15 protein-coding genes are annotated in these 15,139 nt (G+C 61.4%); 11 read left to right on the top strand and 4 right to left on the bottom strand.

Going from position 1 to position 15,139, the window contains the following annotated elements:
• Positions 1-11: 11 nt before the first annotated feature.
• The gene (locus BM059_RS13500; RefSeq protein ID WP_037003665.1) at positions 12-236 is read right to left on the bottom strand and encodes a DUF2061 domain-containing protein; all 225 of its coding nucleotides are present in this window, start codon (positions 234-236) and stop codon (positions 12-14) included.
• Between the two features lie 192 nt (positions 237-428).
• On the opposite strand from BM059_RS13500, the gene BM059_RS13505 reads away from it, so the two are divergent.
• The 8 genes from BM059_RS13505 (at position 429) to BM059_RS13540 (ending at position 6,714) form a co-directional block, all read left to right on the top strand.
• Positions 429-758: a DHCW motif cupin fold protein gene (locus BM059_RS13505; RefSeq protein ID WP_074939254.1), complete on the top strand. Its 330-nt coding sequence runs from the start codon at positions 429-431 to the stop codon at positions 756-758.
• Between the two features lie 5 nt (positions 759-763).
• Complete coding sequence (locus BM059_RS13510; protein WP_074939256.1) at positions 764-1,132, top strand: DUF2784 domain-containing protein; 369 nt, start codon at positions 764-766, stop codon at positions 1,130-1,132.
• A gap of 105 nt (positions 1,133-1,237) precedes the next feature.
• The gene (locus BM059_RS13515) at positions 1,238-2,050 is read left to right on the top strand and encodes an SDR family oxidoreductase (protein ID WP_074939258.1); all 813 of its coding nucleotides are present in this window, start codon (positions 1,238-1,240) and stop codon (positions 2,048-2,050) included.
• A 100-nt stretch (positions 2,051-2,150) separates the two neighbouring features.
• Positions 2,151-3,314 (top strand): MFS transporter, encoded by a 1,164-nt coding sequence (locus BM059_RS13520; protein WP_074939260.1) that lies wholly within the window; start codon positions 2,151-2,153, stop codon positions 3,312-3,314.
• A 154-nt stretch (positions 3,315-3,468) separates the two neighbouring features.
• The gene (locus tag BM059_RS13525) at positions 3,469-3,897 is read left to right on the top strand and encodes a hypothetical protein (protein WP_037003670.1); all 429 of its coding nucleotides are present in this window, start codon (positions 3,469-3,471) and stop codon (positions 3,895-3,897) included.
• A 9-nt stretch (positions 3,898-3,906) separates the two neighbouring features.
• Positions 3,907-4,239, top strand: coding sequence for a YnfA family protein (locus BM059_RS13530; RefSeq protein ID WP_037003671.1), 333 nt, complete (start codon positions 3,907-3,909; stop codon positions 4,237-4,239).
• A gap of 158 nt (positions 4,240-4,397) precedes the next feature.
• The gene (locus BM059_RS13535; protein ID WP_037003672.1) at positions 4,398-5,702 is read left to right on the top strand and encodes an OprO/OprP family phosphate-selective porin; all 1,305 of its coding nucleotides are present in this window, start codon (positions 4,398-4,400) and stop codon (positions 5,700-5,702) included.
• Positions 5,703-5,784: 82 nt separating this feature from the next.
• On the top strand, positions 5,785-6,714 hold the full coding sequence (locus BM059_RS13540) for a ParB/Srx family N-terminal domain-containing protein (RefSeq protein WP_074939262.1): 930 nt from the start codon (positions 5,785-5,787) through the stop codon (positions 6,712-6,714).
• Positions 6,715-6,765: 51 nt separating this feature from the next.
• Here BM059_RS13540 and BM059_RS13545 read toward each other — a convergent pair whose 3' ends face one another.
• On the bottom strand, positions 6,766-7,371 hold the full coding sequence (locus BM059_RS13545) for an inorganic diphosphatase (protein ID WP_037003675.1): 606 nt from the start codon (positions 7,369-7,371) through the stop codon (positions 6,766-6,768).
• A gap of 102 nt (positions 7,372-7,473) precedes the next feature.
• Here BM059_RS13545 and BM059_RS13550 point away from each other — a divergent pair, with 102 nt between their 5' ends.
• From BM059_RS13550 to BM059_RS13560, 3 genes are all read left to right on the top strand, one after another.
• A complete protein-coding gene (locus BM059_RS13550; RefSeq protein WP_074939264.1) occupies positions 7,474-8,607 on the top strand; it encodes a GNAT family N-acetyltransferase in 1,134 nt (377 codons plus the stop codon).
• A gap of 466 nt (positions 8,608-9,073) precedes the next feature.
• Positions 9,074-10,558: a sodium/proline symporter PutP gene (gene putP, locus BM059_RS13555; protein WP_122950765.1), complete on the top strand. Its 1,485-nt coding sequence runs from the start codon at positions 9,074-9,076 to the stop codon at positions 10,556-10,558.
• 101 nt (positions 10,559-10,659) lie between these two features.
• Complete coding sequence (locus BM059_RS13560) at positions 10,660-10,872, top strand: VF530 family protein (protein WP_037003681.1); 213 nt, start codon at positions 10,660-10,662, stop codon at positions 10,870-10,872.
• 14 nt (positions 10,873-10,886) lie between these two features.
• Here BM059_RS13560 and BM059_RS13565 read toward each other — a convergent pair whose 3' ends face one another.
• Positions 10,887-11,771, bottom strand: coding sequence for an alpha/beta hydrolase (locus tag BM059_RS13565; protein ID WP_074939266.1), 885 nt, complete (start codon positions 11,769-11,771; stop codon positions 10,887-10,889).
• A 94-nt stretch (positions 11,772-11,865) separates the two neighbouring features.
• Positions 11,866-14,958 carry a transglycosylase domain-containing protein gene (locus BM059_RS13570; protein WP_074939267.1) on the bottom strand — a complete coding sequence of 1,031 codons (3,093 nt, stop codon included), beginning with the start codon at positions 14,956-14,958 and terminating at the stop codon, positions 11,866-11,868.
• Positions 14,959-15,139 lie beyond the last annotated feature (181 nt).

Consider the following 15,139-nt stretch of genomic DNA (forward strand, 5'->3'; position numbering starts at 1 on the left):
GGCTTTTTCAATCAGGCGTGATGATGCAGCCACGCATGCTTGGGGCGTTCTGTCGTGGGCTGTTGACGACGCTCGAAACGCTGCCAGACCTTCTCGTGGAAGTAGAAACCCACGGAGTTGCACAGAGGCTCGATGGCCGCCACCAGGCCACTGGCTGCGACACTGCCGGTCAGGGCGTAGGTGACGCCGAAGGCGATGCAGAAGTGCATGAGGGTGAAGGTCAGGGTCTTGAGCATGATGCACCTCGTTGAGAATCATTTCGTCTTGTATGAAAGGCTAGCCCTGTCCGTTCGAGTCGGGAAATGTGGCGTTTGCATGGCTTTGATAGTTGTTTTGAATTGATCTCTAGGTTTTTAGAGTATTTATCTATTTACTTGGTCCTTGGGCGGTTGCGATAAGGTGGCGCTCTATTCAGATGGAGGCGGTTCATGCAGATCAGTGATATTCCCTTCGGTGTGACGGACTGGGCTGCGATACCTGCGACCGAGCATCCGGGCGAACGTGGGGTGGCGCACTGGCGCACCTGCCAGTTTGGTTCGCTGCGTGTGCGCATGGTCGAGTATTCCGCGGGCTACCTGGCCGACCACTGGTGCCACAAGGGCCACGTGTTGTTGTGCCTGGAAGGTGAGCTGAGCACTGAACTGGAGGATGGCCGGGTATTCGTGCTCAAGCCCGGTATGAGCTATCAGGTGGCGGATGGTGCTGAGGCTCACCGCTCCTCGACGGCGTCCGGCGCACGCCTGTTCGTGGTGGACTGAGCACCGTGGGTTGGCGCCTGGCTGCCGATGCTTTGGTGGTGCTCCACCTGGGCTTCATTCTCTTCGTGCTGTTCGGAGGCCTTTTGCTGCTGCGCTGGCCGCGCTTGCTCTGGCTGCACCTGCCGGCCGTGGCGTGGGGCGCGACGGTGGAGTTCTTCCATCTGCTATGTCCGCTGACGCCCTGGGAAAACCAGCTACGGCAGCCGGCCGGTGATGCCGGCTATGAAGGCGGTTTCATCGAGCATTACCTGATTCCGCTGATCTATCCGGCCGGGCTCACGCCGCAGATCCAGCTTTGGCTGGGCGGGATCGTCCTGCTGATCAACGCCACGGTTTACGCCTATCTGCTGATACGTCGGTTTAAACGCACGTAGCAGTGATTTGCCCTGCTCATTCATAAGTCTGATGAAGGCGTTGGGCCTTTATGTCCTTCGCTACACTGGCAGCCATTGCAACCAAACACTGAAGGCAGGGCTGCTATGCAAAACCGCATGATGATCACTGGCGCGGGCTCCGGCCTGGGACGCGAAATTGCCCTGCGTTGGGCGCGCGAAGGCTGGCGCTTGGCGCTGGCCGATGTCAACGAAACCGGCCTGGCGGAAACCCTGAAGCTGGTACGCGAGGCCGGGGGCGATGGTTTCACCCGACGTTGCGACGTGCGCGACTACAGCCAGCTGACCGCCCTGGCGCAGGCCTGCGAGGAGCAGTTCGGCGGGATCGACATCATCGTCAATAACGCTGGTGTCGCGTCCGGCGGCTTCTTCAGCGAGTTGTCGCTGGAGGACTGGGATTGGCAGATCTCGATCAACCTGATGGGCGTGGTCAAGGGTTGTAAGGCGTTCCTGTCGTTGCTGGAGCAGAGCAAGGGCAAGATCGTCAACATCGCTTCGATGGCGGCGCTGATGCAGGGACCGGGCATGAGCAACTACAACGTGGCCAAGGCCGGCGTGGTAGCCCTGTCGGAAAGCCTGCTGGTGGAACTGCGCCAGTTGGAGATTGGCGTGCATGTGGTCTGCCCATCCTTCTTCCAGACTAATCTGCTGGATTCCTTCCGAGGCCCGACGCCGGCGATGAAGGCGCAGGTTGGCAAGTTGCTGGAAAGCTCGCCGATCAGCGCGGCGGATATCGCCAACTACATCCATGATGAGGTGGCCAAGGGCAGCTTCCTGATTCTGCCGCACGAAATGGGTCGTATGGCCTGGGCGCTGAAGCAGAAGAACCCGCAGGCGCTGTACGACGAAATGGCCAGCATGGCCGAGAAAATGCGCGGCAAGGCCAAACCTGCCAGCTGACCGCTGGGTCAGTTATTTGCACCTGCAGGCTTGCCTGGCGTGGCCTGCAGGGGTAGGGTGGCCGCCCCGGCCTGCCTGCCGTAATGACCTCGGATACCTCGTGAAACCAGTCCCTCGGGCCCTGCTGTTGGTGGCCCTGGTGCTGGCGGCGATCAATTTGCGCCCCGGCATCACATCCCTCGCGCCGCTGATCGAGCGCATCGCTGCGGAGCTCTCGCTGAGCCGCAGTTTCATCAGCCTGACTACCGCCTTGCCAGTGCTGTGCATGGGCCTGCTCGCGCCACTGGCACCGCGTCTGGCAATGCGTTGGGGGCTCGAACGCACCATCGTGCTCTGCCTCGGGCTGATCGGCCTGGCGCTGCTGGCACGTCTGGCTGCGCATCAGAGTGCGGTACTGATCGGCAGCGCCATTGCTTTGGGGGCCGCTATCGCGGTCGCCGGGCCATTACTGTCGGGTTTCATCAAGCGTCACTTCGCCAGCCAGATGGGCCGAGTGGTGGGTTGGTACTCACTGGGCATGGCCATCGGCGGTGCCGGTGGCGCGGTGCTCACTGCGCCGGCTACCGCACTGTTTGGGGATGCCTGGCACCTGGGCCTGGCGGTCTGGGCGACACCAGCGTTGCTCGGGGTCATGCTCTGGCTGTGGCTGCCCAATCAGGTGGGCGCTGCTGACGAGCAGGAAAGCGGTGGCTTGCCCTGGCGGCAGCCGCGCGCCTGGTTGATCAGCTGCTTCTTCGCCATTCAGGCGGGCTTGTTCTATGCCATCGCGACCTGGGCCGTGGCGCGCTATCACGAAGCCGGGCTGAGCATGCTGCGCAGTAACTCGTTGCTCAGTCTGGCCATGCTCATGGGGCTGCCCAGCTCGTTCCTGCTGCCCTGGCTGGCGCAGCGCTACAACGCACGTTATCCACTGCTACTAGCCTGTGGCGCGATTACCTGCGGTTGCCTGGCGATGGTCACCTTTGTGCCGCGTTTCGTTCCCGAATTGTGGGCGGTGATTCTGGGCTTTTCGCTGGGCGGCTCCTTCGCCCTGTCGCTGGTGCTGCCGCTGTACGAAGCCGGCTCGCCATTGGCGGTCAGCCGCTGGACGGCGATGATGCTGTTCACCGGCTACAGCCTGGGTTGTCTGACGCCGATTCTCACCGGCTTGGCGCGCGACCTGTCTGGCAGCTACCGCCTGCCGTTCGCGGTGCTCACTGCGTTGGCGCTGGTGATGACGCTGGTGGCCTGGTTGCTGGGGCGAAACCGTCGCCAGTCGCGCTAGCAGACTGTTGAAATACTACCCAGGCTTTGGCCTCCTGCATCCACGCAGTCTTCGCCTGCGGTTTTCAGCGGCCGGTTAGAAGATTTCGTGCCAGTTCCTTTCTTGCCCTGGCGTGCTGTGTTAGAAGGCTTTCTGCTTTTTCAGGAGTGCCGGTGTGGAGTCCGAATCCATCGTCTATGGCTGCATCCGCGACTGGCCCTCGGATGACCCCGAGCAGCGTCGTCTACGCCGTGAAACCAATCACGGCGTGCTGGCCGAATTACCATCGGGTGATCTCTGGCCCTTTCTTGGCCGCGAGATGTTCTCGTTCTGCGATCTGCCCGGTGCAGGCCTCTATCAAACTCAGGTGATCCACTTCGGCGCCAGCTACTGCGCGGTGGAATATGAGTGGAACCTGTGGATCGAAGCCTTCGAGGCGTTGCTCAAACGCCTGTATTGGGCCAGTGCCGTGGTTCATCTGGAAACCGAACTGGGCGGTATACACACCTTCCGTTGGGAGTCCGACAGCGGCTTCCACAGCCCGCAGGAGGGCGCACTACGCGTGCGCTGCGCCTGGGAGCGTGAGGGCGCCTTGCGCGGTTAGGGAGCGAGGATGATCAACTACCTATGGTTTCTGCTGGCGGCTCTGTTCGAGATCGCTGGCTGCTATGCCTTCTGGATGTGGCTGCGGCTGGATCGCAGTGTCTGGTGGGTGCTGCCGGGACTGTTGAGCCTCGCGTTCTTTGCCCTGATTCTGACTCGCGTCGAGGCATCCTTTGCCGGCCGTGCCTATGCCGCCTACGGAGGCGTGTACATCGTCGCTTCACTGGTGTGGCTGGCGCTGATCGAAAAGACCCGGCCAATGCTCAGCGACTGGTTGGGTGCGGCACTGTGCGTGGTTGGCGCCACCATCATCCTGCTGGGGCCGCGGCTGCATTCCTCCTGACCTGCTTATAAGCAGTGGAAGTAAAAAGTTCCGCTGTCATCAAATCTTTATATATCGGCAACTGCTCTGAAATAAGCCCTCGCCAAGATTCCCCCAGCACGAACGAGCCACTCGCTCGGGTGTTTTCAACACTTAAAGTCCAACAGGGGAATTTCTCGATGATCCGTAAGCACTTCGCCGGTTTCGTAGCCAGCGCCCTGGCTCTGGCCGTCTCCGCCCAGGCTTTCGCCGGTACCGTCAGCACTGACGGCGCCGACCTCGTGATCAAGACCAAAGGCGGCCTGGAAGTCGCTACCACCGACAAGGCCTTCAGCTTCAAGCTGAGCGGCAAGCTGCAGTGGGATGCCACTCAGTTCGATGGCCTGATGGCTGCCGATCAGAACAAGCCGTTCGACGATACCTTCAACACCTTCATCCGTCGCGGTGAGTTTGGTCTGGAAGGCACTGCCTACAGCGATTGGGACTGGGGTCTGCGCCTGAGCTACGACGAAGGTGATGACACCAGCGTCGACCGTGCCTTCATCGCCTACACCGGGCTGGATATCGGCACCTTCACCGTCGGCCGGTTTGGTGTCGACTACGGTCTGGAGAACTCCACCAGCTCCTCGTGGATCACCGCCATCGAGCGTCCGTTCATGTACGACTTTCTGAACGGCGACGAAGACACCCAGTTCGGCGTCAACTTCAAGCACTCCGGCGATAACTACGGCCTGATGGCTCAGGTTGCCACCTACGAAGGTGACAACAACTACAAGAGCGAAGACAACGACGAGCTGTACGGTTACACCTTGCGTGCCCACTGGGCGCCTTACCTCAATGGCACCGACGTCATTCACCTTGCTGCCAACTATCACAACAGCGAGTCCGACGATAACCGTGCCCGCGCTCGTACCCGCATGGGTATCCGTAGCGACAACGATTTCCGCCTGACCTTCGGCGACGTGCGCGTGGCTGACAAGGATGTTGAATGGGTGCTGGAGTCCGGTGCTCAGTTCGGTGCCTTCCGTGCTCAGGCCGAATACTTCCAGCGTCAGATTAGCGGCGAAAACCTGGCCGGTGCCAAGTCCGATGTCGACCTCAGCGGCTACTACGCCCAGGTTTCCTACATGTTCAATGGCGTGCGCCAGTACAAGGCTGCTGATGGCAAGTGGGACAAGCCGGACAACATGAAAGGCTCCTGGGAAATCTTCGCTCGTTACGAGAGCACCACCATCGACTCCGATGCCGGTGCCATTCCGGGCAACCTGGGTCTGGCCGGTATCGTCGCTGACGACGTCAACGACGAGTTCGAGACCAAGGCCATGGTGGTGGGTGTGAACTACTTTGTTACCCCGTCCGTGCGCACCAGTCTGAACTACGTCGATTACCAGGTGGACAACATCAACACCTCCAACCAGGTCGGTGGCAAGAGCGTGCAGGATGACGGCAAGGCCATCGTAGGTCGCCTGCAGTACGTGTTCTAAGTAACACCTTCATCCGTTGCTCCTGATTGAGCCCCGCCACTGGCGGGGCTTTTTTATCGCCAAATCCTTTGGAGATTCTTCGATGCGTCAAATCACCTTGCTACTGGTTGCGTTAGGGCTGAGTTCGGCCACCCTGGCTCAGGATTACAGTGCAGCCAAGCCCGGCGAGCTGCTTCAGGTGCCGCTGCAGGCATTGCATCCGACCCAGTCCGCGGTCGGTTACGACCAGATCTACTACAAGCTCGGCCGCTTTGCACAGGAGCGCAACAAGCTGTTCGACGAATACTGCGAGGCCAACGGGCAGGGCGAGAGTGCCAATGTGCCGGGTGACGCCGACCTGCATAAACCGGAGAGCTTCACCTGCCAGGACAAGGTCGGTGCTCGTGGCAGCGAGATGAAAACTGTGGTCATCGGTCCCGAGGGCAGGTTGTTCCTGACCGATGGTCATCACACCTTCACTGTGTTGTTGGAGCACCCCAAGGGCGGCGAAAACCTCAACATGTGGGTGCGGGTGACCGACAATTTCAGTGACAGCACGGACATGGCTAGCTTCTGGCAGCGCATGGCGCAGGCGCGCAAGGTCTGGCTCAAGGACGGCAACGGTCAGGTCATCGACCCCCAGCAGATACCGAGTCAACTCGGCTTGCAGCACTTGGCTAACGACCCCTATCGCGCACTGGTGTACTTCACCCGTGAGGTGGGCTACGACAAGCCACGCTCCGGCGAAGTGGCCCCGGAGTTCCTGGAATTCTACTGGGGCAACTGGTTGCGCTCGGTGCTGCCGCTGGATGGCTATGACTTGAGCGACCGTGGCGATTACCGCGATGCGGTCGAAGCGGCTGCGAAGAAGATGGTGGCGCTCGCGCCGGAAGACGAAGTCGGCAACAGTGGCTTCAAGGCCCGTGAGCTGGGTGGTTATTCGTCGATGGATCGCAAGGAGCTGAACAAAGTAGCCGGTCGCAAGCTGAACTATGCCACCAGCTACAAGAAGGCTCTGGCCGGGAAAAGTTGAAGGCTGTAATTGAAAAGGCCCAGCACTTGGCCGGGCCTTTTTCGCGGTTACTCAGTTGTTCTTCTTGTAGTTGTCGAGGGCCTTCTGAATCATCTGGCGGGCTTCGGCGGCGTTGCCATAGCCATTGAGTTCGACTTTCTTGCGGCCTTCTGGCAGTTGCTTGTAAACGCGGAAAAAGGCCTCGATGCGCTGGCGCTCGATCAAGGGCAGGTCATCGATGTCCTTGATGTTGTCGTAAGTCGGATCGATATCGCTGCTGGGCACGCCAATGATCTTCTCATCCGCTTCACCGCCGTCGATCATCTTCAGATAGCCGATCGGACGGAACTTGATGAGGACGCCTGGATGAAGAGGCTCGCGAGTTAGCACCAGGCCGTCCAGCGGGTCGTTGTCGCCACCCAGCGTGCGAGACAGCGAACCATAGTTGGCAGGGTAGACAACAGGCATGGACTGGAAGCGGTCGACGAAAACCAGGCCTTCTTCGTTGATCTCGTATTTGGTGAAGCTGCCTGCTGGAATTTCCACCGCCATGTGTACGTTGTTCGGTGCGTCTTCTGCCTGGCTCGCGTGAAAAGGATGAATGATCGACTGCTGGGCGATGGCAGTACCGCTGCCGAGCAGTAAGGCGATTCCGAGGGCGAGAAGGGACTTTTGCATGGGTAACTCCTTTACAGAGCTCAAAGTTATAAGGGTTGGCCTTCTCATATTGCGGGTGCATTGTTAGAGATATATTGCAGTCTGGCTTCTGGAACTCAGCTCATGTCCGTCACCATCATCGACTCCCTTCACGCAGTGTCAGCAGAGGCCTGGGATGCTCTGTTGCCGCAGCAACAGCCGTTCCTGCGACATGCCTTCCTCTCAGCGCTGGAGGACAGCGGCAGCGTTGGCGGGCGCACAGGCTGGCAGCCGTCGCACCGACTGTGGTGCGATGAGCAGGGCGAGGTGCACGCAGCGTTGCCGGCTTATCTGAAGCTGCACTCCTATGGCGAATACGTGTTCGATCACGCCTGGGCCGATGCCTGTCGGCGTGCCGGCATCGGCTACTACCCCAAGCTGCTGGGCGCCGTGCCTTTCTCGCCGGTCACTGGGGCTCGCTTGCTGGGTGATGCCCAGGCAGTCGGGCAACTGCTTGACGCCCTCACGGCAGAGTTGCCTGCACAAGGGCTGTCGAGTCTGCATATCAACTTCACCAGCCCGACCTGTGATGCGCTGATGACGCAGCGACAGGGCTGGCTGGAACGCCTCGGTTGCCAGTTCCACTGGCACAACCGCGGTTACCGTGATTTTCAGGACTTTCTCGATACGCTGAGTTCGCGCAAGCGCAAGCAGATGCGCAAGGAACGCGAACAGGTAGCGGCGCAGGGCATCGAATTCGACAGACGCCTGGGGCATGAGTTGAGCGAGGCCGACTGGGATTTCGTCTACCACTGCTACGCCAATACCTACCATGTGCGCGGCCAGGCGCCTTATCTGACGCGGGATTTCTTCAGCCTGCTGGCTGAGCGCATGCCCGAGATGATTCGTGTGGTCTTCGCTATCGAGCATGGTCGTCCGCTGGCCATGGCTTTCAGCCTGGTCGATGGCGACACCTTCTATGGCCGCTACTGGGGCTGTCTGGCCGAGTTTGATCGGCTGCATTTCGAAACCTGCTTCTATCAGGGCATGGAATTGGCCATCGACGAAGGGTTGCAGCGCTTCGATGCGGGGGCTCAGGGTGAGCACAAGCTGATCCGGGGTTTCGAGCCGGTGATTACCCACTCGTGGCATTATCTTTGCCACCCGGGACTGCATGCCGCGGTTGTCGAGTTTCTTGAGCAGGAGCGCTCTGGCGTGCGGGTTTACGCTGAAGAGGCGCGCAGTTATCTGCCTTTTCGTCAGGCCGGCAACGGCTGATCGAGTGATCAGATTATGCTCGGCAGGCCGAAACAGCTGTTTGCCGGAAGTTCCCCAAGTCGGAGATTTCTGCAAAAACTCCAGAGCTTTCAGCAAGAAGCTCGCTCGCCTCTGCCACTAAATTCCGCCCTTCACTTTCGTTACGACCGTTTTTGTCTGCATGGATTGGTCAGACCAGCATTGCTGGGCTAGACCGATAAGAGAGGTTCTTGCAGTCGAAACGTGGTGGTAACGCGATTCGGTGGCCGCGGGCGTAAGCCAGGGAGGTCAGGGAAAGTGCCCAGGTACTTGCCGATGCAGTGACGAGGTGGTGGAGATTTCACCGCGCCGGTATCTGCCCCTGATCGTGCCATCCGATGTCGGTGTGACGAGGAAGAGAGACCGGAGCCCGCATCCGCAAAAACGGGTGCACTTTGCCAATCAGGGCACAGTGCCCGAGAACAACAAACGAGAGGGGAGCCCCCCAATGACAGCTAGTACTCCAATGCTCGTCACCTTCGTGGTGTACATCGCAGCCATGGTGCTGATCGGCCTGATCGCCTATCTGCGTACCAAGAACCTTTCCGACTACATCCTTGGTGGCCGCAGCCTCGGTAGCTTCGTTACCGCGTTGTCCGCTGGCGCCTCCGACATGAGTGGCTGGCTGCTCATGGGCCTGCCAGGCGCGATCTTCGTCGCCGGCATCTCCGAAAGCTGGATCGCCATCGGCCTGGTGATCGGCGCCTACCTCAACTGGCTGTTCGTCGCCGGCCGCCTGCGTGTGCAGACCGAGCACAACGGCAACGCCCTGACTCTGCCGGACTACTTCACCAACCGTTTCGAAGACAACAGCCGCATCCTGCGCATCTTCTCGGCGCTGGTGATCCTGGTGTTCTTCACCATCTACTGCGCCTCTGGCGTTGTGGCCGGCGCCCGTCTGTTCGAGAGCACCTTTGGCATGTCCTACGAGACCGCGCTGTGGGCGGGTGCTGCGGCGACCATCGCCTACACCTTCATCGGTGGTTTCCTGGCGGTGAGCTGGACCGACACCGTGCAGGCCACGCTGATGATTTTCGCGCTGATTCTCACCCCGGTCGTGGTGATGATCGCCACCGGCGGTTTCGATCCGGCCATGGTCGCCATCGAGGCGGTCGACGCCACCAACTTCGACATGCTCAAGGGCGCCACCTTCGTTGGCGTGATCTCGTTGATGGCCTGGGGCCTGGGCTACTTCGGCCAGCCGCATATCCTGGCGCGCTTCATGGCCGCCGATTCGGTCAAGTCGATCCCGGCTGCCCGCCGCATCTCCATGACCTGGATGATCCTGACCCTGGCTGGTGCCGTTGCCGTTGGCTTCTTCGGTATTGCCTACTTCGCGGCACACCCGGAAGTCGCCGGCCCGGTAGGCGAGAACCCGGAGCGTGTGTTCATCGAGCTGGCCAAGCTGCTGTTCAACCCGTGGATCGCCGGTATCCTGCTGTCCGCCATTCTGGCCGCAGTGATGAGCACCCTGAGCTGCCAGCTGCTGGTGTGCTCCAGTGCCCTGACCGAGGACTTCTACAAGGCCTTCCTGCGCAAGGGTGCTTCGCAGACCGAGCTGGTCTGGGTCGGTCGTGGCATGGTGCTGCTGGTCGCACTGATCGCCATCGCCCTGGCGGCCAATCCGGATAACCGCGTTCTGGGTCTGGTGTCCTATGCCTGGGCCGGTTTCGGCGCGGCGTTCGGTCCGGTGGTGATTCTCTCGCTGCTGTGGAAGGGCATGACCCGTAACGGCGCCCTGGCCGGTATGCTGGTCGGTGCGGCCACCGTGATCGTGTGGAAGAACTGGATCGGTCTGGGTCTGTACGAGATCATTCCAGGCTTCATCCTCGCCACCCTGGCCATCGTGATCTTCAGCCGTATCGGCAACGGCCCGAGCCAGTCGATGCTGAATCGCTTCGACAAGGCCGAGAGCGAATACAAGTCGGCGTAACCCTGCTGGCTTGACCTGAAGGCGATGACTGCTTGGCAGTCATCGCCTTTTTTGTTGTTGGGGCTCTAAGATATGCCCACCACTTTTCGACGGATGCTTTCATGACCAGCAACGACCCGCTCCACGGCCTGACCCTGCAGGCGATTCTCACCGCTCTGGTGGACAGCATCGGTTGGGAGGGGTTGGCCCGTCAGGTCGATGTGCGCTGTTTCAAGCACGAGCCGAGCATCAAATCGAGCCTGACCTTTCTGCGCAAGACGCCCTGGGCGCGGAGCAAGGTCGAGGAGCTCTATGTACAGCAATTCAAGTCCTGAGGTGGCCCAGGCCATCAGTTGAGTTCGAGTCCCAGCGCTTGCAGCGCTTGCCGATAGCTATTACCGGCCATGCGCAGGCTGTTGTTGTGGTTGGCGCCGTCGATCAGCAGCAGCTGTTTGGGTTCGTTGGCCGCATCGAATAGCGCCTCGCTGAAGCGCGACGGTACGTAGCGGTCATCACGGCCATGAGCGATCAGCACCGGGATGCCGACCTCAGCGATCTTGCCCAGCGAATCGAATTCTTGCGACAGCAGCCAGCGCACCGGTAGCGAGGTGTTGGTGACCGCGGCCGCCACATCGCCCAGGTTGGTAAAGCTCGATTCGACGATCAGGCCGGCAGCTTGCGCGGCTTCCTCTTCACTTGCCAGTTCGTGCGCCAGGTTGACGGCCACGGCGCCGCCCAGTGAGTGGCCGTAGATGAAGCGCTTGTTCGCTTGTGGCTGCAGGCGCACCAGATGTTGCCAGGCGATCAGGGCGTCCTGGTAGACGCTGCGCTCGGAGGGCAGGGCGCCACGGCTTTCGCCGAAACCGCGGTAGTCCACCGCCAATACCGAGAAACCCATGGCGTGCAGCTGCTCGATGCGAAACAGCTGGCCGGTCAGGTTCCAGCGTGAGCCGTGCAGGTAGAGCAGCGTCGGGGCATCCTTGCGGGCGGCCGGCCACCACCAGGCATGCAGGCTTTCATCGGCCAAGAGGTCGGGGGATTGCAGTTGCACGCTCTCGACGCCGGCCGGCAGGCCGCTGAACCAGCGGGCGGTGCCGGACTCGATACGAAACACCAGCTCGCGTTCGGTCTGCTCCAGTTTGGCGCAGCCGAACGGCAGCAATACCAGCAGGCAGGCCATAAACATCAGGCTCAGGCGACGACGGCGCAGCAGGGCTAACCAGGATGAGGGCATTGGCGTACTCATGAACGGCAACGGATGATGCAGCCATGGACTGCACATCCGATGCCGGGTTTCGCCAGAGCCCGGCCGCTGTGGTTACCAGGTATTACCGCCGGCTGATCTGCGGTGCGCTCAGCGGCGTGTCACAGAGCGTGGCGCTGCCCGGTTCGAGGTAGGGCGCAAGGATGGGGGCCATGCCCTTGAGCACCTGCACCGGCAACGCCGAGGTGAAGGTGAACCGTTCGGCTTCGCGTCCTGGCACGAATGCGGTGAGGGTGCCGTAGTGCCGCGGGCCGAGGAAGAACACGAAGGTCGCCGTACGGTTCATCGCACGTGAGCTGATCACCCGGCCGCCAGGGCCGACGCTTTCGATGCGGTTGTCGCCGGTACCGGTCTTGCCGCCCAGCGTCAGGCTATGGCCATCCTGCAACTGGAAGGTACCTTGCAGGCGCCGCGCGGTGCCGCCTTCCACCACTTGCGAGAGGGCATTGCGCAATGCCGCGGCCACTTCGGATTGCATCACCCGCTTGCCGCTGCTGATCTCGCGTTCGACCCGTGTGTCATAAGGCGTGTCGGCGGCGAAGTGCAACTCGTCGATGCGCAGAATCGGCTGGCGAATCCCGTCGTTCTGGATGATGCCCATCAGCTCGGCCAGAGCCGCCGGCCGGTCGCCGGAACTGCCCAGCGCGGTGGCCAGCGAGGGCACCAGATACTGGAAGGGGTAGCCGAGGTTCTTCCAGCGTCGATGAATATCGGAGAAGGCTTCGACCTCGAGCATGATGCGGATGCGGCTGTCGCGGGCGCTTTTGTGCCGACTGCGGAACAACCAGCCATAGACTTCCTGGCGCTCGTCGATGCTGGCGGCCACAGTGTCGCTGAAGCTGGCCTGCGGGTTGCTGATCAGATAGCCCAGTAACCAGAGCTCCAGCGGGTGTACGCGGGCGATATAACCCTGGTCCGGCAGGCTGTAGGCGCCGGGGCCGTATTCCTGGTAGAGGCGGGCGATGCGTTGGTCTGTGAGTTTTTCCTGTGGCAGTTGCGCCCGTAGGAACGCAGCGAAGGTGGCTTCGTCGGCCTGTGGCAGCAGGTAACGATGCACGGCGCTCAGGCGCACTGAGGTTTGGCGCAGGCCGCTGATGAAGGTTTCCAGACGCTGCTGCTGTGGCTGGCCCTGGTACTTGCGCCAGAAGCGCAGAAGGAAGGTGCGCCCTTCCTGATCGGCGAAGCGCTGCAGGTATTCCTGGCGGCGCGGGTCCTTGTCGTCCTTGAGCAGTTCGGCGCTGTTCTGGTAGGTGCTGTAGCGCACCAGATCGCGCATCAGGCGGACGAAGGGTAGGTTGATCGACTCGCGCAAGGATTCGCGCAGCGTCGGGTTGCGGCCGTTGTCCTCGCGGCGGAAGTTGCCGAAGGTGTGCAGCCCGCCGCCAGTGAAGAAGCGCTCATTCGGGTTGGCCGAGTAGCGCCGCTCCAGCGCGGCGTCAAGCATGCTGGCCAGATCCGCCCCCGGGTTGGCTTGCAGGTAGCCCACAGCCCAGCGGCTCAGAGGGTCCTGCTCGGCGATATCCACTTGGCGCAGCTCGGCTGGATTCTTGCCAGCGTGGCGTTGGTACAGTTCGGCGATGATTTCCAGATAGGTGGCCAGCACGCGCAGTTTGGCGGTGGAGCCAAGCTCCAGCTTGCTGCCTTCGTTGATGTCGAAGGGCTGGTCGGTGCTGTCGGTCTGCACCCGCACCCGGCTACCGGTCGGGGTGCGTTCGAACAGGGTGAAGCTGTAGCGCACTTCCGCGGTTTTCTCGGGTGACAGCAGGCGCTCGCCGAACAGGCCGATCTTGCCGGCGAACTCCGGGTCGGCCAGGTTTTGCAGGTAGGTACTGGTCTGCTGTTGCAGGTCGCGCTGCAGGGTGCTGCGCGCGGACAGGTCGAGGCGATCGAGGTCGTAAAGTGGCATGCCCAACAGGTTGGACAGCCGCGAGCGCGCCACGCTGATGCCTTTGTCGCTTTCCACGGCGCGCAGGTTGGGCTCCTGTTGCCAGTCGCGGTACTGCGATTTCTGCGTGAGGGCGGCATCGCGCAGGTCGGCATCGATCAGACCGCCGCTGGCGAGCAGGCGGATGTGGCTTTCGGTCAGTGCCTCCATGTCGCGGCGCCCTTGTGCCAGGTAATAGGAGGGCCGGCGTTGGGCGATCATCAACGACAGCATCTGCCGCAGGGCCAGACCGCGCTCGGCAAGGCTGGCGTCGGGCGATCGACGCGGGTCGAGCAGGGCGTTACTGCGTTCGAAGTCGGCGCCGTACCAGATGCGCAGGCCGTCAGCCAAACCGTGCACTTCACCGTGACCCGGTGCGGCGGACAGCGGCACGCTATTGAGGTAGTCGCGGACGATGCGCTGACGCGCCTCGAGCGTTTCCGGGCCATGCTGATAGGCACGCACGCTGGCGGAAATCATCTGCCGCAGCTTTTCCCCGGCGGACAACGTCAACCCATCGGGGGAGTGACGGTACTTCTCCAGTTGCGTGGCCAGGGTGCTGCCTCCGGCGGACTGGTCCTGCACGTCGAGCATCTTGCCAAGCTGCGACAGCGCCGCCATGGCAAAGCGCGGCCAGTCCACCGCAGGGTTGGCCAGCGGTTGTGCGGGGTCGAGCAACTGACGGTTTTCGATGAACAACAGGCTGCTGACCACCAGCGGCGGAATGCTGGCGAAGTCGGCATAGCCCTGTTGCGGGTAGTAAAATTCGTAGAAGGGCGTGCCACGGCAATCGCTGATGCTCAGGCCGCTCTGGCTCTTCTCGGTGAATGGTGGGAACAGACCGCGGCGGCTGTAGGCCATCAGCTCCTCGGAGAAGCGTGACTGCTCGGTGACCTGGTAATCGCGCTGCTGCAGGCGCTCCAGCATCAGTGGCAGGTAGGCATAGCCTTGGCGTTTGTCGAAGGGGCCGTCGGTCGGGTAGATGATGCGCTCGCTGGGGCCTGGTTCGACCTTGTAAGTGAGGTCCGCGGCATAGCGGCTGAGTTCGCGCGACTGAAAGTGGGCGCTACGTGATTCGAATACCAGCAGTGCGGTGGCAACCAGTACCAACAGGACCAGCAACAGATAGACAGTCAGGCGCCAATGATGCCCGGCAGCAGCGGTTCTGCCCTGAGTGCCCGCCGAGGAGGCGAGGTCAGGTTGTTGCGGATTACGTTGCCATGATGCGCCCATAAATCACCAGCCTGTCAGCATCATTCAAAGCCGCGAGATGGCCTCTTGCCGGATACTGACCTTGGGCCAGCTGGGCTGCGGTCTTCTCGTCTGTCTCGTTATCAGCTTAGACGCTTGCGCGCCGTCTGGCAGGCCGTTTCTGCTCCGTGCTTGGGTTGTACCTGGATGTTGGGCATGCCTG

Source organism: Ectopseudomonas composti (assembly GCF_900115475.1).
GTDB lineage: Bacteria > Pseudomonadota > Gammaproteobacteria > Pseudomonadales > Pseudomonadaceae > Aquipseudomonas > Aquipseudomonas composti.